Source organism: Microcystis sp. Msp_OC_L_20101000_S702, from assembly GCF_007095705.1.
In the GTDB taxonomy this organism is placed as follows: Bacteria; Cyanobacteriota; Cyanobacteriia; order Cyanobacteriales; family Microcystaceae; genus Microcystis; species Microcystis ichthyoblabe_A.
Window position 1 is genome coordinate 1 of record NZ_SFBO01000106.1, and the last position, 20,856, is coordinate 20,856.

Annotated in this window: 19 protein-coding genes and 1 pseudogene; 7 read left to right on the forward strand and 13 right to left on the reverse strand. The window is 44.4% G+C overall.

The window, feature by feature from the left end:
* Positions 1–256: 256 nt before the first annotated feature.
* From EWV60_RS11700 to EWV60_RS11710, 3 genes are all read right to left on the reverse strand, one after another.
* Entirely contained in the window at positions 257–2,668 is a 2,412-nt protein-coding gene (locus EWV60_RS11700; RefSeq protein ID WP_002744615.1) for a hypothetical protein, read from the reverse strand.
* Positions 2,669–2,722: 54 nt separating this feature from the next.
* Positions 2,723–3,007, reverse strand: a complete 285-nt coding sequence (locus tag EWV60_RS11705) for a hypothetical protein (protein WP_287232395.1) — start codon at positions 3,005–3,007, stop codon at positions 2,723–2,725.
* A gap of 352 nt (positions 3,008–3,359) precedes the next feature.
* The gene (locus tag EWV60_RS11710) at positions 3,360–3,809 is read right to left on the reverse strand and encodes a type II toxin-antitoxin system VapC family toxin (protein ID WP_287232397.1); all 450 of its coding nucleotides are present in this window, start codon (positions 3,807–3,809) and stop codon (positions 3,360–3,362) included.
* A 213-nt stretch (positions 3,810–4,022) separates the two neighbouring features.
* On the opposite strand from EWV60_RS11710, the gene EWV60_RS11715 reads away from it, so the two are divergent.
* Genes EWV60_RS11715 through EWV60_RS11730 form a run of 4 tightly spaced genes read left to right on the forward strand, consistent with a single transcriptional unit; the run spans position 4,023 to position 10,366 of the window.
* Positions 4,023–4,877 carry a hypothetical protein gene (locus EWV60_RS11715; protein WP_287232399.1) on the forward strand — a complete coding sequence of 285 codons (855 nt, stop codon included), beginning with the start codon at positions 4,023–4,025 and terminating at the stop codon, positions 4,875–4,877.
* An 11-nt stretch (positions 4,878–4,888) separates the two neighbouring features.
* Positions 4,889–6,748 (forward strand): caspase family protein, encoded by a 1,860-nt coding sequence (locus EWV60_RS11720; RefSeq protein ID WP_287232401.1) that lies wholly within the window; start codon positions 4,889–4,891, stop codon positions 6,746–6,748.
* A complete protein-coding gene (locus EWV60_RS11725; RefSeq protein ID WP_287232403.1) occupies positions 6,738–7,835 on the forward strand; it encodes an AAA family ATPase in 1,098 nt (365 codons plus the stop codon). The genes EWV60_RS11720 and EWV60_RS11725 overlap by 11 nt, the downstream gene beginning before the upstream one ends.
* A gap of 8 nt (positions 7,836–7,843) precedes the next feature.
* A complete protein-coding gene (locus tag EWV60_RS11730) occupies positions 7,844–10,366 on the forward strand; it encodes an SAV_2336 N-terminal domain-related protein (RefSeq protein WP_287232405.1) in 2,523 nt (840 codons plus the stop codon).
* Between the two features lie 607 nt (positions 10,367–10,973).
* Here EWV60_RS11730 and EWV60_RS11735 read toward each other — a convergent pair.
* The 9 genes from EWV60_RS11735 to EWV60_RS11775 all read right to left on the reverse strand — a co-directional run bounded on the left by EWV60_RS11735 (position 10,974) and on the right by EWV60_RS11775 (position 17,202).
* On the reverse strand, positions 10,974–11,444 hold the full coding sequence (locus tag EWV60_RS11735; RefSeq protein ID WP_052275698.1) for a PIN domain-containing protein: 471 nt from the start codon (positions 11,442–11,444) through the stop codon (positions 10,974–10,976).
* On the reverse strand, positions 11,441–11,707 hold the full coding sequence (locus EWV60_RS11740) for a UPF0175 family protein (RefSeq protein ID WP_016515817.1): 267 nt from the start codon (positions 11,705–11,707) through the stop codon (positions 11,441–11,443). Before EWV60_RS11740 ends, EWV60_RS11735 begins: the two co-directional genes overlap by 4 nt.
* A gap of 429 nt (positions 11,708–12,136) precedes the next feature.
* Positions 12,137–12,391, reverse strand: a complete 255-nt coding sequence (locus tag EWV60_RS11745; RefSeq protein ID WP_002782656.1) for a hypothetical protein — start codon at positions 12,389–12,391, stop codon at positions 12,137–12,139.
* Between the two features lie 96 nt (positions 12,392–12,487).
* Complete coding sequence (locus EWV60_RS11750) at positions 12,488–12,709, reverse strand: hypothetical protein (protein ID WP_287232407.1); 222 nt, start codon at positions 12,707–12,709, stop codon at positions 12,488–12,490.
* Between the two features lie 11 nt (positions 12,710–12,720).
* A complete protein-coding gene (locus EWV60_RS11755) occupies positions 12,721–14,667 on the reverse strand; it encodes a pentapeptide repeat-containing protein (RefSeq protein ID WP_287232409.1) in 1,947 nt (648 codons plus the stop codon).
* 5 nt (positions 14,668–14,672) lie between these two features.
* Positions 14,673–14,957 carry a DUF2103 domain-containing protein gene (locus EWV60_RS11760; RefSeq protein ID WP_002732155.1) on the reverse strand — a complete coding sequence of 95 codons (285 nt, stop codon included), beginning with the start codon at positions 14,955–14,957 and terminating at the stop codon, positions 14,673–14,675.
* Between the two features lie 2 nt (positions 14,958–14,959).
* On the reverse strand, positions 14,960–15,253 hold the full coding sequence (gene clpS / locus EWV60_RS11765; RefSeq protein ID WP_002758084.1) for an ATP-dependent Clp protease adapter ClpS: 294 nt from the start codon (positions 15,251–15,253) through the stop codon (positions 14,960–14,962).
* Between the two features lie 55 nt (positions 15,254–15,308).
* Positions 15,309–16,442: a glycosyltransferase family 4 protein gene (locus EWV60_RS11770; protein ID WP_159250492.1), complete on the reverse strand. Its 1,134-nt coding sequence runs from the start codon at positions 16,440–16,442 to the stop codon at positions 15,309–15,311.
* 97 nt (positions 16,443–16,539) lie between these two features.
* Positions 16,540–17,202 carry a 4'-phosphopantetheinyl transferase family protein gene (locus EWV60_RS11775; protein ID WP_287232413.1) on the reverse strand — a complete coding sequence of 221 codons (663 nt, stop codon included), beginning with the start codon at positions 17,200–17,202 and terminating at the stop codon, positions 16,540–16,542.
* 110 nt (positions 17,203–17,312) lie between these two features.
* Here EWV60_RS11775 and EWV60_RS11780 point away from each other — a divergent pair, with 110 nt between their 5' ends.
* The 3 genes from EWV60_RS11780 to EWV60_RS11790 all read left to right on the forward strand — a co-directional run bounded on the left by EWV60_RS11780 (position 17,313) and on the right by EWV60_RS11790 (position 20,540).
* A complete protein-coding gene (locus EWV60_RS11780; RefSeq protein WP_287232415.1) occupies positions 17,313–18,254 on the forward strand; it encodes a serine hydrolase in 942 nt (313 codons plus the stop codon).
* Positions 18,255–18,494: 240 nt separating this feature from the next.
* A complete protein-coding gene (locus tag EWV60_RS11785) occupies positions 18,495–19,844 on the forward strand; it encodes an AAA family ATPase (RefSeq protein WP_002792340.1) in 1,350 nt (449 codons plus the stop codon).
* Positions 19,845–20,540, forward strand: coding sequence for a ParB N-terminal domain-containing protein (locus EWV60_RS11790; protein WP_130757180.1), 696 nt, complete (start codon positions 19,845–19,847; stop codon positions 20,538–20,540).
* A 219-nt stretch (positions 20,541–20,759) separates the two neighbouring features.
* Here the strand turns inward: EWV60_RS11790 and EWV60_RS11795 are convergent.
* A pseudogene (locus EWV60_RS11795) lies at positions 20,760–20,856 on the reverse strand (IS1 family transposase); the annotation flags it as partial.

The window sequence follows — 20,856 nt, forward strand, 5'->3', positions numbered from 1 at the left end:
CCCTTTTTTCTTAGCATAATCTGATAGTTTCATGTGAACTGCAATGTAAACTTGTACTAACCATATTAGCAGTTGTTTGCAGTCATTTGCATATATTTTTTACAAAACTTTACAATACTTCTCTTTCTTGTTTATTTAGCGATAGCGATCGCCCTTCTTTTCCAGAACTGCGATCGCACTTTTGTCAAATCGATTTCTTGAAACTGTGTTGTCAGAAACCGTCAAAGTGCGATCACCTATCGCTTGAGAAGAGCCTTTACAGATTGACTACGGCCACTGAGTGGAAGTCTATTGTCCCTCCGATCCACAGTTGGTTGTAGTTCCAGTCAGCGTTGTAACCCGTTGCGTGGCTGGGGTCGATCGCCCGACTGTAGGCATTCACCCAGAACGAGTACGCACCCTGATTGTCTGGCTGTCCCGCACTAGGGAATTTCAAACGATAGACTGCTGTGGCACTCGTGGTGTTGTCGGCCTCACTGGTGTACCAGTGTTCAGTTGTTGCCAACGTCTGTGCAGACGTTGCTGTGGGCATAGGGGGTTGTAGCGATAGAACTGCGGTTGAGCTACCACATCCACTGGCAACCAGTTGCCCGTACAGAAGGTGCAGCGATGAAACCTGCCAGACAACCTGAAACTCAATATCCTCACCAACGGGTCGCCGTATTACCGGGCATTGTAGTAGAAGAGAAGTCCAGATCGTACTGCCCACCACCCGCCAATTCAGGGACGTGATTGCCCCCAAGGGTGACGAGTTGTCCACGTTCACGCGGATAGGTTTGGAATAAACAAGATGGTTCTTGCTTGCATTCGCCAGTTCCACGCGCAGTTCATAGGTGCCTGGTTGGAACTGGTAACTAGGCCAGGCCAGCAGAAGATAAGGAACCAACCAATTGCCAGGGTCGGGCAGAATATTGTACCAACCCTTCCCGTCCACTGGGTTGACCCAAGTAGGCGGACTGCCCAACGGACGAAAAATCGGCCAGCTTAAATTGAGGAACGGTGCCTCTGGCCCCCCGTTGTGACTGTACAGCACACGGTAGAAGGCTGCATTCGGCATCTGGTTACATCCACGCAGCAGGAGCGTACCAAGGAATGGAGCTGTTGCGGCTGGATCGTTTGTGGAAAAGGCTGAACCTTTGATCAGTCCGTCAGGATGGGGGCGGTTGGGGCGACGGGCAAAACCAGTAACTGGATCGATGTAGCCACTGACAGGTGGATCCCCCACTGCTGGCGGTTCGGCGAGCATCAGACTAATCCCCTTGATCCCCGCTCCCTCTCCAGCCTGAGTACAGGTAATCTCTGGTATGTTTCCACACAGGGGGGCAGCCACTGCAATCTGTGAGGCGTGCAGAGTGACTGGCGAAATAGCTCCCTTATTCCAGCGCACATCAAAGAAACCCTCAGAGTAGATCGTCTCCTCGGTTCCATCGCTATCCACATCCTGAGTGACGCGGAAGGTGATATCCGGGACATCAAGGAGCGGCAACCATTCAGCCTCAATCTCATACCAACACGGTGGGCGAAGGAAGGGACCGATGTAGCGTTTCAGGTCAAGCTGGTACTGATGCTTACTGCCTAGATGTGTTTCTAGTACCTGCGGTCCTCCCTGCTGGAAAGCGCTATCTAACTGACGCAAAGCATCGGGAATGGGGGGAGGAACTGAGCGGTCAAACACTGGGCGATTGAGCAGTGCTTGGCTCTCAGTCGGGCGTAGGTTACTGACCGCTGACTGAGCGATCGCCTGCAATTTTTGTGCAACCTCTTTACCGGCCAACGATGCTACGCGACGGATCGCATTTGGGTTGCGAGCCAGGAAAGTTACTGGATCGGGATCTGGATCGGGTCCGGGCCGTGGTATTGGGATCAGCTTGAGAGACTTCAGCAGATCGAGCAACTTCGGTTTAATTAGCAGTTCTCCTAAGCAATGACGCTCTAACCGCCACCGCAAAATCCAATCAATCTCAAAGCGTGGCACCCAGGCACAGAAATTACCACAGCCATCAGTCTTGGCAGTGCCGATCTCCTCTGTATGGCAAAAGACCGGGAATAGCCAAGCCCAAGGAGATTCGATGGGAAATAATCCAAGGAAGGTACAATCAGTATCAAGGATGTGGACAGTTGCACCTGGAACTGGATAATCAACGCCTGTCGTCGGGTCAGTCTTCACAACCTTGCCGCAGATGCGGCGAAACAAGAATAGCTCTGGATCAATTTGCCACTTAAGCTGTTCACTTAGTTCGGCAACGTTCTTATTGACAACTTCCTCTGCCTTCAAGCCTGTTAGCGCTGCCAGTCGTTGCGCCTGTAGAGGTTTGATCGGTTGGCGATCGGGTGTTAGGTTTGGTCTTGTATCTATCATCATCTCAACCTCAATTACAATTGGAATTTCTTTAGCGTTGATGTTCCACAACACAGAGTCTTCAGTACTCTTGATAAGATTGCCAGCGGAGTAAACCTTAAAAAATAGATCGGGCCGTCGGTCAAAGAACAATTCTTGGAAATAAGACTCGTCAAATGTTATCTGGAAAACACCTTGACTATCAGTAACCGCACTGCCAACCAAGTCGCTGCAGATCAAGTCCTTATCCCACGCCTCAACTCGAACTGCAAATAGCCCTTGGTGCGTATGAAGATCGATAATTTGACCAGAAATTCTAAAGGTTGTCATTTTTTCTCTCCTAATACATACACTTTGTGCGTTGATATGCTCCCCTCACCTCACTCAAAAATCACAAAACCCGCCGCCGGAACAGTTACCAAAACTGCTTTCCCACTCTGTTTTCACGGCATTCTCCGCACCAGCGGCACTGTAGGGTGGGGTTGTCTCGCTCTGGACTAAATTCCCCTCGTTGTCCTTGTACCCATTTTCACGACCATCGGAGAAGCGATCGAGCATCAAGAAATAGAACGCTTGGTCTTTCCAGGCGATCGGCGACGGGAACAATCTCACCGCTGGTGATAGGGATGCAAAATTTAGTTGGCTTAAGCGTTGAACGGTTGTCTTCATGGTATTTTTCCTCTCAATCTTTCAAACTACTCATCCTGTCCGCCGCTCTTTTAATTCCTACTTAAAAAGCTTTTTTCTAGGCATGAGGTCGTTTGTTGATTCCCTCCTTTTTGACCGTCTTCATGTATATTTTTTGACTTTCTGATGCTCTTCTTTTAGGGTAAAGTGAAAGTATAGTAAAGCGCTGTCAAATTTTCAAAACTTAATTTTTCCGAGTCTGTCCAATCACTTATTTTTAACAAAGGTTAAGGACTCCCTCTCAAATATTTTTTGATAAGTTCGATTCTTTCTTTTGGTTTCCCGGTACCCCTTGAAGCTACACTTTCAGCGATACCGAGCCGAAGCAATTCTCTTAAGATCGAATAATCGCAAAATCGGCGCGGCTATTTCCCGTTATCAACCCATCGACCGCACGAAAATGCTTGTCATAACTAAATAAAGCCAGATTATATTGTAGAGCCATCGCCGCGATCCACATATGGTTAGTGGGAATCGGATTGCCCTTTTTCCTCAAGTAATAATAAACTCTAGCGTAATATTCGGCGGTATTGCAATCGATCTCGCGTAGCGAGCGCTTTGCGTTCGCAAAACGGTTAATTTTGGATATTTCCAAAAATTGCTTAAGTTCCCTTCGGTTATATTCCTCTCTAGAACCCAACTCAAAACCACCATATAATTCCTCTAAAATTACACTATTTAAACCGATTAAAGGCCTGTTCCTAATAACCTCAACTGCTTCAAAAATATTACGTTTAAAAGCTGTGTAAGCGTTGGTATCCAGTAGAATCAGTCTTAGCTCCACAAACTTTCCTCAACTGCTCGAAAGGCCTCTATATTTTGTAAAAAATCCATCTCATCCGCCTCTGTCCAAGTTCCGGCTAATTGAGATAATAAAGTCTGATCGGAATCAGCATTATTTGTTTCTAAATCCTGCAATAAAAATTTGATCAGTTTTAACTTTTCATCTTAAAATTGAAAATCAACAGGGATAGGAAGGCCCTGTAACTGGAGGATCATGGCTAAAATTGTCGGTGTTCATGGCATCGCGCAAGAATTTAGGGGTAGCAACACGATTTCTGCTGAGTGGTTGCCAAGTCTCAAGGATGGATTGAAACTCGCAGGAACCGAGTTACAGTCCGATACTGATTTTCGTTGTGCGTTTTACGGAGATATTTTTCGGGGAAAATCGAAAGCGATCGGCATTCCGAACTACGATGTTAATGATATCGATTCCGATTGGGAAAAAGAATTACTCCAGTTGTGGTGGCAAGAAACGGAACAAGTGGAAAATAATCATCCCAATGCAGATAGCCTTTTGAGAGAAAAATCTACCCCAAAAATTATCCAGAGAGCTTTGTCGGGGTTAAGTGAATCTCGGTTTTTCGGTAGCATTGCCGAGAAATTGGTTATTTCTTATCTTAAGCAAGTGGGGAGCTATTTACACGATCGAAAGCTAAAACAGCAGATTCAAGAGCGAGTAATAAAATGTATCGATGAAGAAGATCCGCGGGTACTTGTGGCTCATTCTCTCGGTTCGATCGTCTGTTACGAAACTTTATGTCAGCATCCAGAATGGCCGATTAAAGTCTTTGTCACTCTCGGTTCTCCTTTGGGGATAAGACAATTAATTTTCGATCGACTGCAACCATCCCCCCGCAATAACCTGGGGCGCTGGCCCGGAAATGTGGAAAGATGGGTAAATATCGCAGACGATGGCGATGTGGTGGCGTTGACAAAGCAACTCAACCCTTTATTTGAGGGAACTGTCGAGGATAAGCTAGTTTATAATGGTTGCGAGGCTCATGATGCCAAAAGCTATCTTACGGCGGTTGAAACTGGGGAAGCGATTCGATCGGGGTTAATCGATTGATGGGTAATGGTATGGATGAAGAAATCAAGTATTATCTAATCGCTTGTGGGACAAAGGATTACAAGAACTTAGACCCTGACGAGCAATTACCCAGCGTCGAGACGGATTTAGAACGGGTAATCGATCTGTTTACTCGTGATTTTGGATACCAGCGAGTGTTAACCGATTTAGATATTAATCCGAAAAAAGATGAAATTACCCTCAAATTTGCTCAATGGCTTCAACAAAATCGCCGTGAAACCGATATTGTCATTTTTTATTATTCCGGTCACGGCGAGTATATACTGGGGGATAGACATTATCTTTTACTGGAGGATACTGATCCTAAACTAATTGGACAAACGGCTCTATCGACCGAAGATTTAGTTCGTCCTCTCAATAATGATGGGGTTCGGATAGCGCAGATACTGTATATTATCGATACCTGTTGCTCGCAAATGGGAGCGGTGGAAGTTACAAAATTCGCTGCTGGCTCGATCGGGATATATCGATCGAGCAAAGAAAAAAATATTGCCGTTCACACGATCGCCGCTTGTCGTGCCAAACAAGAGGCTAAAGAGAGTGTATTCTCTACCGTTTTGGCAGCAGTTTTGAAAGATTTTTGTCAACAGTCTCGTAATCGATATATTTCCCCCGGTGAAATTGTAGGCAAAGTTAATGAAAAAATTCCCGACTCAATGCCACAAGACGTTGTACATAACCTGACGGGATCTGAAACGGTTGCAAAATTTTTTCCAGTTATTCCTAAAACGATACGAACTTGGGAAGAAAAACGCCTTGAATTGACAGAAGAATTATTGAATGAATTTAAAAAACATTTATCAAAAAATTTACTTTTTATCAATTCATTTTTATTAAATAGTAAATTTTTAGAAGAGTTTATTCTGAACGATCTAGAACTTAAAGAACAATTAAAAAAATTATCAAACAAGCCGGTTATAGAGGGTATCTGTCCTCTCATAGCTTGTTCCGAGTGGTGTCGAACTAGGTTATTAGAAGAAGATAGGAGTAACCCGTCGATTGATGCTATCGAAGCTTGGCAGTCTAGGGTTATTAAGTATCGAGAAAATGCGGATTTAGATAAAATACAAAATGAGGTGAGGCAGTCCTGGGAAAAATTCAAGGAACGTATTAATCGAGAAGAGCTGAGACTTCAAATTGAAATAGAACAGGATCTCGATAAAGATAATAATACTGGAAGGGTGTTCAACTCATTTCACTTAAGAATGAATCTTTGGATTAAAAGTCAACATCGCCCCTTAGGAAGATTTGCTGAAAACGAAAAAATTGAATTAAATAGCGAAATAGAATCTTGTCCAGAAAGCCAGACATTTCTCGCTAATTTAATTCGCAAAGCTCGTTATAGTTTGCCGAACAAAGTAAAGCTAAATCTCGAAATTTTTCTGCCAATAAAAGTTTTAAAATACCCTCTGGAAGAATTTCAATTTAAGCGGGGTACAATGTGGAGATCCCTAGGATACGAGTATCCTGTTTTTATTAACTCCTTCGATCGCTATTTTGATGAAGATTTCCGAGAGATACGCGACGAGATCGAGGAGATCAAGAGAGCTTTATGGGAAAATAATAGCGATCTTGACCAGAAAGATTACTACATCGGAACCGAACCATCGATCGCCGATCTGGAAGATATCGTGGAATCCCTGCCGATCGCCGTCTGGAGTCGAAACGCCAACCAACCGATGACAGATAACGATCTAAAACCCTCGGAATGGAAAAACTGGCCCGATAAGATCAAAGAATTACGCAGAAACAAGCGAAAAATCGCCCTTTTCTGGGACGATCTATACCCCAAACCCTCCCCGAGACCGAGACCTCTAAACACGAGAGTGGTGGAATCCAATGGCCAATAAACCAGTTACCGAAGCAGAAGACCTTCTCATCTATCGGGGTTTGACCCTGAGCGCCGATAGTTTACCCACACCCGAAGAACAAAGAAAACACCTCGATCGCATCCCACCGCCCCCCCCTTGGCGCAGTTTTAGCCTGTCCCCAGAAGAATGGACAGAAGCGGCAAAATTGCCGAAAACACCGCCCGAACAGGGAAAAATCGACCCTAGGGCTTTAGGATTCGTCGCGGATAGGAAAGCGGTGGAATTGGTGAATGCTGCCCTCTGTTTGCGTCGTCCCCTACTGATCGAGGGCAACCCCGGCGCCGGCAAGACTTCCCTGGCCTACGCAGTGGCGCGGGAATTGGGATTACCCGGCCCCTACCGTTGGTCGATCGTTTCCCGCACCACCCTTAAAGAGGGTCTTTATGCCTACGATGCGATCGGACGGTTACAGGAAGCTTCCCTACAAAGACAGAAAGTGGGAGAGGGGGGAGAGTACGAGGAGCCGGATATCGGCAGCTATCTAAGATTAGGTCCCATGGGGATGGCTTTTTATCGATCCCGTCCAGGACGACCGGCGGTGCTGCTAATTGATGAGATCGATAAAAGCGATATCGATATGCCTAACGATCTCCTCCATATTTTCGAGGAGGGATTTTTTGAGATCCCGGAATTGACACGATTAAAAACCGGCGACCAATCCGTTCTTCCCTATCGTGGTCAACAGGACGACAGCGAGGAAAAAATCCCGATCGATCGAGGTTGTGTGTCTTGTCAGGAGTTCCCCCTAGTATTCATGACCAGTAACGAGGCCCGGGAGTTTCCCCCCGCTTTCCTGCGTCGATGTTTGCGTTTAAGACTCGAACAACCCGACAACGAGGATGATTTCTATCGGATACTAGAGCAACGTTTCCCCCCGGAGAGCCTAAATCAATTGGACGAACCGGCCAGAAATCTGATCCGGGAATTTCTCGATCGAATCAAACGCAAAGACAAACTAGCCACCGATCAACTGCTCAACGCGGTCTATCTGTTACTACAGGGAAACGACCTCACCGACCCCGATAGCAAGCTGCTAGACACCATCTTTAAATCCTTGCAAGGGTAGGGGGAGAGATGGAAGGGAAGAAAGCCATCTGGTGGGAAGACGAGAGGGAAATGGCAGAACTGATCTGGTGCGCTGCTTACCTCGATCGAATTATCGCGCCTTGGTCGATCGAGCAGCCTGAACAGTCGGAAGCAACCTCATCTAATGATAAGGAGGATAACCGGTCATCCGGCAGCGGTGAAAAAACCCCTCCCCCCGGAGCGATCGAGCCAACGCTCCCCGTTGCCTATCCCGAAAACATCGATCGCCCGACGCAGACACCCCAGAAGCGCGATTCGGTCGAGAGCGATCGTTCTTCTCCCGTTCGCGTCCCCGATCCCTTTCCGATACCCGAACCCACCGCCATCAGTAAGGCAATTCTCCCCCTAGCGCGTCGCGTGCCTGGATTACGGGCCGACGAGTTGGATATCGAGGTTACAGTGGAACGGACGGCCGAAGCGGGGGGATTACCGATGCTCGCTTTCCGACCCCCCCTAGAACGTTGGTTAGAGGTTCACCTGTTGATCGATCGCTCTCCCCCGATGGAATTTTGGGGAGATCTAGCGGGGGGAATGACCACTCTCTTCCGTTGGCAAGGCTTTTTTAGGGATGTGCGGGTTTGGTGGTTCGAGACCGGTGAAAATGAAGCTCGTTTGCTTTCCGGTGCCGGGCAAATCGAACGGAACCCTCGCAGTCTGGTTGCACCCTCCGGAAACCGACTTTTTATCGTCCTAACCGATACTTTGGGGAAAGCTTGGCGATCGGGGTCTGCCTTCGCCACCCTAGCGGATCTGGGAAAAGAACACCCCGTCACCATTGCTCACATTTTCCCGCAGGAGCTATGGCAACGAACCGCTTTAGAGGGAGCGATCCTCCGGCCTTTGATCGCACCGGGTCCCGCTTCTGCCAATGCAATACTGCAAGTGGGGGAAAGACTCCGCACGAAGCAGATTCTCTATCGGTTCCCCATTTTCAATCTATCCCCCGCTCACTTTGCAACCTGGGCGAAATTTATCGCTGGGAGCGGTGGTAATTCCATTCAGGGGGTTTTAATGGGAGCAACCACTGCGGGGGTGAATATGGGTGAAACCGGAGAAGAAGAGGCAGCCGCTCCGGAAGCGGAATCCCCGGAAGAGTTATTGAGAGGCTTTTTAATCGATGCCAGTCCCTTGGCCCGAGAACTGGCTAAAGTGCTGGCGGCCGTTCCCCTGATTCCTCCGGTGATGCGATTGGCACAGCGGCGATTTTTACCCGATAGTAAACATTGGCATCTAGCGGAGGTCTTTTTTAGCGGACTGGTCGAAAAATCTACCTTTAGTCCGGAAGGAGCGACGGTTCCGGATGCTTGGTACGATTTTTACCCCGGCATTCGTCAGCTACTGTTGGCAGATAGTGCCGCTAGACGCACGATCGATATTTGGCGCGGCATCGGCGATTATATTCGCGACCATTACGGCGAATTTCGCGATTTTTCGGCTCTAATCCCCAATCCACAGGGTTCTCTAGCGGATGCAGTCAGCGATCGCTCTCTCTATTTCGCTGAGGTGGACGCGGCTGTTCTCCGCACTTGGGGGGGAGAGTACGCCGATATCGCCCAAAACATCGAGGAGAGAGTGAGGCAGCGAAAACAGGAAATCTTGACCCCGGAAAAACTCCTAAAATTCCCCTTCGAGACCCTATACGTCGATAAACGGGGAGAAATTACCAAAAGAGAACCCCTGGAGGCCTACTACTACCAAGAACCCCTAGGGGAGGGAATCGAACCCCTGACCATGGTTGCTATCCCGGGGGGAACTTTCCTGATGGGTTCACTGGTAGAAAAGGACGATTCCGAGTCTGAAAAACCCCAACACCCCGTGAGCGTCAGTGCTTTCTACCTGAGCCAGACTCCGATTACGCGGGCGCAATGGCGGTTCGTGGCCCACCTACCGAGGGAGGGAAAAGACCTCGATCCAGAACCTGCGGAGTTTAAGGAAAGTGATAATAACCCCGTCGAGTCCGTGAGTTGGTACGATGCGATCGAATTCTGCGCCCGTCTGTCCCGTCACACGGGAAAAAATTACCGTTTACCGAGCGAGGCCGAGTGGGAATACGCTTGTAGAGCGGGAACAACCACCCCCTTCCACTTTGGCGAGACGATCACGGCAGAACTGGCGAATTACGATAGTTCAACGGTCTATCAACAAGAAAAGGCGAAAAAATCCCCAGAGAAAACCACCCCCGTCCGCTCCTATCCCCCCAATGCCTTCGGGCTGTACGATATGCACGGGAATGTTTGGGAGTGGTGTTTAGATCCGTGGCACAGTGATTATCAAGGCGCACCGCCCACAGACGGGAGCGTTTGGGACGAAAAAAACATTGATAATCGTTATCAAAACTTATTAAATAGTATAAATGAACTCTTGACGGATAACCGAGCTTCTGTATTGCGGGGCGGTTCTTGGTTCAACAATCTGGATGGCTGCCGTTCCGCTTTCCGCAGCGTCAGCGACCGCCGCGGCCTCTACTACAACGGTTTTCGGGTGGTGTGCGGTGCTGGGAGGACTTTGTAACCCTTTTTCTCTTTTTTTCCCTCTTTTCCCTCATTCCCTTTTCTGGGATTTTTTTGGGCAGGCTATAGTACAAGTGTATTAGTTTAGGGGGTGGTCAATTACCTGGGGGGTTTGATCCCCCCTGCCCCCCTTGATAAGGGGGGTGCAGATCCCCCCTGCCCCCCTTGATAAGGGGGGTGCCGATAGGCGGGGGGATCTCCCTTGATAAGGGGGGTTTGATCCCCCCTGCCCCCCTTGATAAGGGGGGTTTGATCCCCCCTGCCCCCCTTGATAAGGGGGGTTTGATCCCCCCTGCCCCCCTTGATAAGGGGGGTGCAGATCCCCCCTTAGTCCCCCCTTGATAAGGGGGGTGCCGATAGGCGGGGGGATCTCCCTTGATAAGGGGGGTTTGATCCCCCCTGCCCCCCTTGATAAGGGGGGTGCAGATCCCCCCTTAGTCCCCCCTTGATAAGGGGGGTTTGATCCCCCCTGCCCCCCTTGATAAGGGGGGTGCCGATAGGCGGGGGGATCTCCCTTGATAAGGGGGGTGCCGATAGGCGGGGGGATCTCCCTTGATAAGGGGGGCATCTGATAATTTTTAACGCCTACCTAGTTAGCGTCAGAACATCTATTGCTGCCGCAAAAGTCGTTCGAGTAGGCTGGGTGCAACCCAAAAGCCAGCTTCTTGGAGACGTTCAAAGGTTACTCTTAAATCGAGCAATCCGAATTGGGCAGCATCTTTGACAATGCCCAAAAGTCCAATAATTCTTAAGCCACGCTCCGAAGCAATTTGCCTCCCTGCTTTGTCATCTAAAATAATCAATTCAGCTTCAATTTGCTCTGCTAGTAAAATCGCTTCTTGCTCACCCGGATCGAGTTTTTCCAATCCTGACCTTGAGGATGTCCTAACAATTTCAATCCGGAGCCAATCAGGGGGGTTAGCAATCCAATTGCGAACGATAGATGGAGATTCTGAGGCCTTTAATTCATCAGCTACAGCTTCAGGAATGACCACAAGCTCATACAGTTCTTGTAGGATCATAATTTGGTCAATTAAGAGCAGGTAGCAAATCGGAGAAGTGTCAGAAACAACTATCATTTCGCTCTGAGTTCTTTGAGAGTTTGCAAATCGCGTTCTAGTTCAGTTTCATCATAATTCAGATAGACTCCCATCCGCTTTAAAAAGGCATGAGTTTCTAACCGAGAAGGTAATTGAAGGATGCGTCCAACTTCGGCCGTACTCAAGATACCGGCACGGTAAGCATCAGCAATAACCATTTCTAGCAGTTTATGAGCCAAATTATCGCCTGTTTGACCTAATCTCTGGGCGATTTCGTCGGGAATATCAACAGTGATTTTCATAAAATTATCGGAGTCGCTACCAGTTAGTTTTATCATAGGTGAAATAGATGGCTCTTCCAGTTTTTGTGTGGAAGGAAGAAGAATAGGGATAATTTGGGTGCATCTCAATTTGGTCGAAATATCTATAGGACATTTTGGGCGCACGCAGTTCGATAAACTCACTGACCACGATGCGCCCCTACCATTGGTGTAATAATAGGATTGTAGGGGCGAATTGCATTCGCCCTCAGGGTTTGCGGCAAAAAGTTTTTTGTGGGGGCGGGGTGTGGGGTAGGGTCGTTTCATTCCCTCAAATGTCATTCTCTGCAATCCAACAGAGTTTTTAGATTTATTCAGCAAGCTCTATCTGGCCAGTCTGAGATTAACCCCAACACGGCACGGATGAGAATATTGGCATCCAGAACGATTCTTTTCGTCATGGCAGAAAGCCTAACGCTCGCCTTCCCGGAGTTGACGGAATTCGCGAACGAGCGCATCTTCAGAAAGTCCCTGTTCCCGTAAAAGCGCATCCAACCTCTCGGCGGCGCGTTTTAACCCATCGATCTCCGCTTCCGATGGCTCCGGTCGTGCCGGCAAGAAATAGCCCACCGTCTGACCCTGGCAAGTGACGGCGATGGGAGTAGTAGAACTCAAATATTTGGCGAGATGATCCCGGAATTCTCCCATTCCGATTTTTTCTAGCATAGACTATTGCTTTTCGCGCTTGTGTACCGTTGTGTAGATAATTTTAGCAGAAAAATCTTAGGTTGGGGACGTGCTAACTCGCTGATAATGTTAGTATCACACAGGAATGTCATTTAAGCTTTCTGCAAATGGATTAGAACGATCTTGGCGAGGAGGAACTTCTATAGTATAGTTTTCTTCAGCACAAATTTGTCGCAATTCTGCTAAAGCTTGGGCTAGGTTATCAAAATTTGTTTGAGTTTCATGGGCAGCTAATTTCTTTTCTAAGAGCAATCTTATTTCTGTTACCCAAAACGAAAAGATAACTGCTGTATTCAAATTTTTACAGTTTATTTTAAATAAATCAAGAGATTTAACCCCGGAATCGTGCGCGAGAGAGTCCAGAGAAGGAGAGTGATATAAAAGATGCCGATACCCCATTGATACCAAACTAAAAAAGAAATAATAGCGGGTAATTCTCGATCGCGAACTCGCCAATCATTAAAGCCTAATTTTAGCAAATTATTGAGACTTAAATCATAATAATTTAACCAATTCCAACGCTTTTGCCAAGAAATAGGAGTATAACGATCGCGAAAGAGGGGAAATTCAGGAACCACGGGTAAACGGGTGATTAATAAGCGTAATTGTCGCATACTGCCATCTTGCAAAAAATAGGAACTATCCATTAAATCGTGATAGCGTCCCCGACGATAAAGTTCGATAATTAAAATTAGGGGTAAGGGGACAAGAATTAGGGCAATAGCTGTTAAAGTTAGTAGGGGACGACTGGCAGATTGCAGGATATTAAACACACCAGAAAGGGTGAGAATAATATAGCTAGTTACCATACAAAAGATTTCATAACGACTAGGAATTACTGGTTTAGGAGTGAGACGACGCACGCGATCGATTAACCAAAATAAACAGCCAAAATAGGCAAAAATTATGATTCCTGTCCCGAAAACTAAACTAAAATTTGTACCATCTTGACTTAAGAGTAATAGTAAAGTAAGGAAAGAAGTATGCAGAAAATCGGCTACCCAAGTGAGGTTAATTAGGCGAATAACTGAGATATTATTTAGTTTTTGTTTTAACTGTTGTAATCGCAATTTTTCGGTTTTATATTCAATTTGATTAGCATCGGCAATTTGTTCTAGGGAGCGAAAATTACGAACTAAATTTCTTAAAACTGTCTCATTTCCTGCTAGGTTTGGTAAATAAATTGCCTGACCAATTACTCCTCTATCTCCTAGGATTTTAGCTTTATCGGAATCAAAAGCTAATCCTGATACACTTAAATAACTATTTTTAGTAAAAGTGGAATTACTAAAATCTACCTGATCTAAAAGTTTCACATCTTGAAAACTAACCACACCATTAAAATAACTAGACCGGAAAGCGCCTGATTTTTCAAAAGTGGCATTTCTAAAGGTTAATAAACTTAAAAATCTACTCTTAGAAAATAGCGGACGATCTCGCCATTGACTTTGGGAAAAATTAGCTTCTTTTTGCCAGAAAGTACGGGTAAAATCTGCGGGTTTATCGTATTTGGTTTGATCAAAATAAGCTTCAGCAGTAAAATGACTGCGATGGAAGTTAGTAATACTTTTAAAATGTACGCTGCGAAAGATGGCTTTATTTAAAAATTGACTTTGACTAAAATTTACATCTCCCATAAAATTAGCTTTTGTAAATTTTGCCACCCTAGCAAAACGCGATTCTACCCAATTACTTTCACGACTAAATTTTGCTGCCATTGCTTCGACAATTTGCAGAAAAAAAGTCTTAGAAAAGTCCACTTCTCCCATAAATACCGTTCCCTGCAATTTCACCGGTCCACGAAATACTGTGACATTAAAAACCGGTTCATCGCTATCGAATAAAAAATTTTCGTCCTGTTGTAATAACTGTTCTTCTGTGGGTGATAACAAGGTAGCAAGGGCCACTTTTGTTAAAGGAGTCGGTAAACCCAGACGGGAAGCGATAAAATTGCCTTGAATTAAGGAATTACTAAAATCTAAACCTAGGGGTTGTTTAGCGCGATTAATTTGACCTTGAATCTGTTGATAAAATTGTTCTTGTAGTTCCTTATTTTCATCGCGGATATCGATAACTAAATTGGCTAAATCGATAGTAGTCATCCCTTCTTTAAGGACGGGTGCGCTTAAACGTTCCTGCAATAAAGTTACTGTTAAAGGAACCCTATCCACTACTGCCAAACTAGGGAGAGAATGTAAACAGAAAAACAGAAGAACAATGATTAGTAACCAGCAGCTTTTCAACAACGCACCCACGACAGTTATTTTCCTAAACAAGCTTGGATAGCCATTTCTAAGTCCTCTTGGTTTAAATCGGTAATAACAAAGACTTCCTGAACACTTTTTCCTGTCCTCGCAATCAGCTTAAAACCACCACGAATTGGCACTGATATCCGCAATTGTAACCGCGGACAATGACCTTTTGAGCGAGAAAGTACCCCGGGGGTGACAGTGGTGATTCCTTGATAAGTAATTAACTTTTCTAATACCGCAATCAACCCCGGTATATGAGTAGAATGATTCCAAACTAAGCGACCATTATTCATAATTATGCGGCCTCTAGGGGAGCCATGGTTAATCCTTCCCGTCGCAATTGTTGGTGATAAAGTTCCGCTTGTTCTTGGGGACCTGTCCAGACAATTGCCTGTCCTTGGTAGTGAACTTGATTAGTTAATTCCCAAGCTCGATCGGTGGTCATATCCGGGATATATTTAATTAAACAATTGGCCACATGATCGAAGGTGTTAAAGTCATCGTTGAGAACAATAACTTTATAGTTGGGATAAGTCTTTTTCACCCCTTGGGTGGACTTATCTAAGGTGGTACTAGGTGCGCTGGCCATAAAAGTTACAATAGGTCAAGGTTTTTGCGGTTAAATTCGAGCATTTTGACAACAATTAAGCGGCAAAAGCCACAGTATTATTATTCAAAACTTGGTGATAGTAATTTAATAACTGTTTGGTGGCCGCTTGCCATGCCCATTTTTCCGCTTCTAGACGCGCATTTCGTCGTAATTCCTCTCTTTCTGCCTTGGCGGTTAGTAATCTTTGGGTGGCACTAATTAAACCTTTTTCATCCCTAGGATCGAAGAGATGACCATTAACTCCATCGGTGACAATATCGGGAATTCCCCCCGAATTTGCTGCCACCACCGGACAACCAGCAGCCATGGATTCTAAGAGTACCAAACCGAGGGTTTCTGTGCGTGAGGGAAACAGAAAAGCATCTGCGGAAGCAAAAGCGGAGGCTAATTCTAACCCCTGTAAATAACCGACAAAATGGGTATTTGTGTCGGCAAAATGACTTGTTAAAGCTTCCCGATGGGGACCGTCTCCCACAATGGCAAATCTTGCTTCGGGAATCGCTTCTAAGACTGGTTTAATGCGATCAATTTCTTTTTCGGCCGACACTCGACCGACGTATAATAAGAGAGGACTATCGGGGTTATTTTGGGATAATTTCAGTCTCATAGCTGGGGATTTTAAATGAGGTTGAAATAATTCCGTATCGACTCCCCTTTGCCAAAGCTCGACCTTTTCAATGCCACGACTAGATAATTCTTGCACCATAGCGGTGGAAGTGCAGAGATTTAAACTTGCTTGATTGTGGGCCAGTTTTAATAATTCCCAGAGTAATCCTTCTAGGGAACCTAATCCATAGTGTTGTAGGTATTGGGGGAGATGGGTATGATAGGAAGCGACGAGGGGAATGTTCATAGTTTTGGCAAAATAAATGCCTCCCACCCCTAAAACAGCCGGGTTAACCACATGAATAATATCAGGTTTAAACCTCTCTAAAGCTTGACCGACGGAAGGCCGGGGGAAAGCCATTTTTAATTCCGGATATAGGGGTAAGGGAATCCCTGTAACTCCATGAATTTTAGCACCTTTGTACTCCTTTAAACCGCCATCGGGAGAGAAAACTAATACCTGATGACCTAATCTTTGTAGGTGTTCCACGGTATGTTTAAGACGGGTGACAATGCCATCGATTTTCGGTAAGAAAGTTTCTGTAAAAAGAGCAATTCGCATAGAGAAAACAAGGTTAAGTAATAATTAAGGGCAAGCTTTTTTTGAGATAGCTAGGAATAATTACTGAATTTCTCAAGGCAATTAACTCCCCAATTAATCATAGATCAGAAAGGCCAAAGGTTTTAATCACTCGATCGCTACCTTCGATAACCACCGTCGCTCGATAATTATCGCCGATTGCCGCTGTCCATAATTGCCATTCCCCCGCCACATTGTCTAATTTTAAAGGATTGAAGCCCACTTCCACTCGATCGAGTCCCCCGCTAATTCCCGTTCCCAGTGCCTTTAAATAAGCCTCTTTTGCCGTCCATAACTGAAAAAATAGCTTTTCCTTCTCTGCGGACTTTTCAACAAGCTCGTGTTCTCTAGCACAAAAAAACCTTTTTGTCAAGCTATCTAAATCTTTCATCTGGCGCATTTTCTCTAAATCTACCCCAATGCGAGCGGTTAAAGTCAAGCCACAGATTGCCATCTCCTCGGAATGGGAGAGATTAAACTGCAATTGGTAGTTAATACTCGGTTTTCCCCGTTCACTGTAGATAAACTCGATTTTTTCGGGACTTATCGCCAAATATGACCCTAAAATCTCGCGTAAACATCCCCTAGCCACCAAAAAACGCCGCTTGTGTTGGGGAAAATGGTAACGATTAGCTCTAATTATTTCATCTTCCGAGAGCAAAGAAGCCAGTTTTTCTAGTCTATCCCCAGAGGGATCAAGACTGATAAAATAGAGATGAACCTCATCGGTAGATATAAACATTAAACTCAGAAGCACTCAAATAATTAATTATCGGTAAATTTTACCGTAAAATGAGAATTGCCGACTCAAGAATTTATCCACCTTCTAACTCTTGACTTTGCATCACACCTATGAACTTTTTTCATACTGAAGACCATCTCCAACAGTTCGGTACAGATATTTTAGAAACAACTTGGCGAGAATTTCCCCAATTAGCTCAAGAACAAATTGCCCTAACTTGGATAGTATATGATCCTCCTGTTATCGTCAACACGGGGGGAGCAATTTCTCACGAAGAATTCTGGAAATATTCCCCCCGCGGATTTAGTTATCGCGGACAAGAAAGAACCTATCCCGCTAGTTTAGTGAAATTGTTTTATCTAGTAGCAATTCATGAGTGGTTAGAAGGGGGAATGATTCCCGAAAACACCGAATTAAATCGCGCCATTCGTGACATGATTGTTGACTCTAGTAATGATGCTACCAGTTTAGTTGTAGATCTGGTTACGGGAACCACTAGCGGTCCAGAAATTGCCGCCGGTCCCTTTGAAACTTGGAAGCAACAACGCAACATAGTTAATCGTTATTTTCAATCCCTAAATTGGCCAGAATTAGCGACAATTAACGTTAATCAAAAAACTTGGTCTGATGGTCCCTATGGACGTGAACGCGCTTTTTTAGGGGAATTAATGGAGAATCGCAATATGTTGACTAGCAATGCAGTGGCGCGTTTAATTCATACTATTGTCGGGGGGATTGCTGTTTCTTCCCAACGTTCCCAAATGATGATGTCTTTACTAAAACGTAGTCTTAATCCTGCTGATTGGACAAGTCAAGGAGATGATACACAAATCTTAGGATTTCTGGGACAAGGATTACCAGAAAATAGTCAAATTTGGTCAAAAGCTGGTTGGACAAGTCAAGTGCGTCACGATGCAGCCTATATTGAAATTCCCCATCATACTCCCTATCTATTGGTGGTATTTACCGAGGGAAAAGATAACAGTCAAAATCGCTCAATTTTACCTTTTATTTCCCAGAAGGTAGCCGAGAAAATTATGCAGTTCAATTAATTGAAGCTGTGGGTAGGATGATTTTCTCTGTCATTGTCAAAAGTGCTAGATAAACATCCTACTGTCATGAACCCGTAAATTGACTGATGTGCATCTCAATATGTAGATTTTCTGGGATAGATGGGGTTTGTTCTTGCAGCTGAAATACTCGATTAAGTTTAGTCTGTGCTTCACCTTGACGAGAAGGACTGTCATCATTTAAACTAACAATAAGTTGTTCTTAAGTATTTCCTCAAATGTGTGACTTTCAATCCTCATCATTGTCATAACGAAAGGGAAGTGGAGAGTAAACTAATTGTCCAGTATTTACTCCCAAAACTAGGCTACAATGCCGAACATTGGTATCAACAAGTTAGCTTCGGTAAAGTCCGCTTAGATTTCCTTGTTTCCGCTCAAAAACCTATCAATAAAAGGCAGTTTTTTGCCTCTCACTGTCTAATTATCGAGGCTAAAAATCCCAGAGAAAAGCTCATCAATCATCGTCACCGCTTAGGTTATTATCTCAACTATTTTAAAGTGCAGTGGGGATTATTAACCAATGGTGATGAGATTCAACTTTATCGAAGAAAACCCGATAAAATTTATTTAGTTTTTAGATGTTCTGGGTTAGAAATTGCCTCTCACTTAGAACAGTTAAAATCTCTGATTGGTTACGAAACCTTATCTTTAGGTATTCCACCGCTCAATTCTCCAACAATCAACCACAGAAACCCCATGAAAACCATCGCAATTTATCATCATAAAGGTGGTGTTGGCAAAACCACCGTCGCTACCAATCTAGCGGCAGCTTTGAGTAAAAAAGGCAAGCGAGTATTATTAATTGATATTGATGCTCAAGCTAATAGTACCTTTGCCGTTGGTTTAATTAAGTTTCAATTCGATGATGACGATGATTTAAAAGATAAAAATGTCTTTCATTTACTAGATAACAGTAACCGCATTTTTATTGAGAATATCGTCAGAAAGTCTCAAGGATTCAATCATCCAGAAATTGATGTTATTCCCTCTCACATATCTTTAATTGCTAACCAAGCAAAAATTAAAGATAATGCGGCGGTATTTGCTAGATTGGCAAGAAAATTAGAGAAAGTAAATAATCAATACGATATTGTAATTATTGATGCACCTCCCGCACTTGATTTATATGCACGCATTGCTTTAATTGCAGCTGACTATCTGATAATCCCTTCTGATCTTAAACCATTTTCTAATCAAGGATTAGATAGCGTTAAAAACTTTGTTCAAGAGGAAATCAATGAAAGTCGTGGAGATTTGGGTAAACCAACCCTACAAATTTTAGGCGTTTTACCTTCCAAAATTTCCACCCATGCTCAATACTTAAAATATAATTTTCCCAAACAAAAACAAGTGATTCCAGACAAATATAATTTACCTTTGATGGAATCGACTATCTCGGAAAGAATGCCTTTATCTCGCTGTATAAATCAATACGTTACCGTGGGAGATTTAGAAATTCCTGCCCCCCAATCTATAATCGATTATGCCGAACATCAAGCTGATGCGGGAGTATCAGCAGCAGAATTTGAAGCCTTAGCAATTGAAGTTTTAGCTAAAATAGGAGTTAAATAAATGTGGAAATTTTTACGAGTCGATATTACTGATATTAATCCTTCCGTTCCCAGAGAAACCTTCTCTGAAGCTGAATTAGAGAATTTAGCCAATCTTATTATTAAAATGGGTGGACTTATTCGCCCTGCTATTCTCAAAAAAGCTGATAATAAAAAAGTTGATGAACGTTATGATATTATCAGTGGAGATTTAGAATATTATGCTTCTGTTATCGCCAATCAGAAAGTTCCTGACATCGAGATGATTAACGCTTTTGTAGTTGATAAAGAAGCGGAGAGTATCGCTTTACAGCAAATGAAGTTATTATCTCCTTCTCCTGCGTTAATTACCACGCATGAAAAAATAGATAATCCTCTAGAATTGAGGATGAGTAATCTTGAAAAACGATTAGAAACCCAGTTACAAGCAATCCGAGAGGAGTACCAAAAAGAAATCAAAAGACTGGAAGAAAAAATTATTATTTCTCCTCCTTCTCATCCTTCTCCTCCTTCTAAGTCGATTTTAGAGCTTTTGAATACCTGTGACGCTAATCAACTTAACAAAGCGAGAATCCCACCTGCATCTGTTAATGACTTTCTGAAAAAACGTTCAGAAAAGCCCTTTGATTCTTTGGAAGATATCCTAAATCGCCCAGTCTCAGGAGTTAAAGAGAAAAGATTAATTAAGCTTGTCGATTATTTGCTGACTTCTAATTGATTTTTGTGGGTGTGTTGAGCTACTTTAACACACCCTACCGATGGATGTTATAATAATGGAAGATCAGGAAAAAATTCTGATCCCATAGCGGGCAAAGATTAACCAGAAGAAGGGTGAAAAGAGAAAACTTATGACAACTACCCCAGTAATAGCTGCTTTTTTAACAATTCCGGTGGTGATTCGGTAGTAGTGATGGTGGCTTAATCCTTTGCTTTGCTGTGCATTGTAGTCATGGATAAAATACCAAAGGGTTCCCCAACGTGATTCTCCATTTTTTTAGAGAAAGATAGACTCTCTCTCACCAGCCGAGAAATCC

Excerpts from the sequence above, each read along its gene's own strand:
- EWV60_RS11775 (WP_287232413.1), bottom strand. The coding sequence starts at position 17,202 with ATGTTTATATCTACCGATGAGGTTCATCTCTATTTTATCAGTCTTGAT.
- EWV60_RS11760 (WP_002732155.1), bottom strand. The coding sequence starts at position 14,957 with ATGAATAATGGTCGCTTAGTTTGGAATCATTCTACTCATATACCGGGG.
- EWV60_RS11790 (WP_130757180.1), top strand. The coding sequence starts at position 19,845 with ATGTGGAAATTTTTACGAGTCGATATTACTGATATTAATCCTTCCGTT.
- EWV60_RS11730 (WP_287232405.1), top strand. The coding sequence starts at position 7,844 with ATGGAAGGGAAGAAAGCCATCTGGTGGGAAGACGAGAGGGAAATGGCA.
- EWV60_RS11700 (WP_002744615.1), bottom strand. The coding sequence starts at position 2,668 with ATGACAACCTTTAGAATTTCTGGTCAAATTATCGATCTTCATACGCAC.
- EWV60_RS11735 (WP_052275698.1), bottom strand. The coding sequence starts at position 11,444 with ATGATAGTTGTTTCTGACACTTCTCCGATTTGCTACCTGCTCTTAATT.
- EWV60_RS11705 (WP_287232395.1), bottom strand. The coding sequence starts at position 3,007 with ATGAAGACAACCGTTCAACGCTTAAGCCAACTAAATTTTGCATCCCTA.
- EWV60_RS11770 (WP_159250492.1), bottom strand. The coding sequence starts at position 16,442 with ATGCGAATTGCTCTTTTTACAGAAACTTTCTTACCGAAAATCGATGGC.
- EWV60_RS11745 (WP_002782656.1), bottom strand. The coding sequence starts at position 12,391 with ATGCTAGAAAAAATCGGAATGGGAGAATTCCGGGATCATCTCGCCAAA.
- EWV60_RS11715 (WP_287232399.1), top strand. The coding sequence starts at position 4,023 with ATGGCTAAAATTGTCGGTGTTCATGGCATCGCGCAAGAATTTAGGGGT.
- clpS (WP_002758084.1), bottom strand. The coding sequence starts at position 15,253 with ATGGCCAGCGCACCTAGTACCACCTTAGATAAGTCCACCCAAGGGGTG.
- EWV60_RS11725 (WP_287232403.1), top strand. The coding sequence starts at position 6,738 with ATGGCCAATAAACCAGTTACCGAAGCAGAAGACCTTCTCATCTATCGG.
- EWV60_RS11740 (WP_016515817.1), bottom strand. The coding sequence starts at position 11,707 with ATGAAAATCACTGTTGATATTCCCGACGAAATCGCCCAGAGATTAGGT.
- EWV60_RS11720 (WP_287232401.1), top strand. The coding sequence starts at position 4,889 with ATGGATGAAGAAATCAAGTATTATCTAATCGCTTGTGGGACAAAGGAT.
- EWV60_RS11780 (WP_287232415.1), top strand. The coding sequence starts at position 17,313 with ATGAACTTTTTTCATACTGAAGACCATCTCCAACAGTTCGGTACAGAT.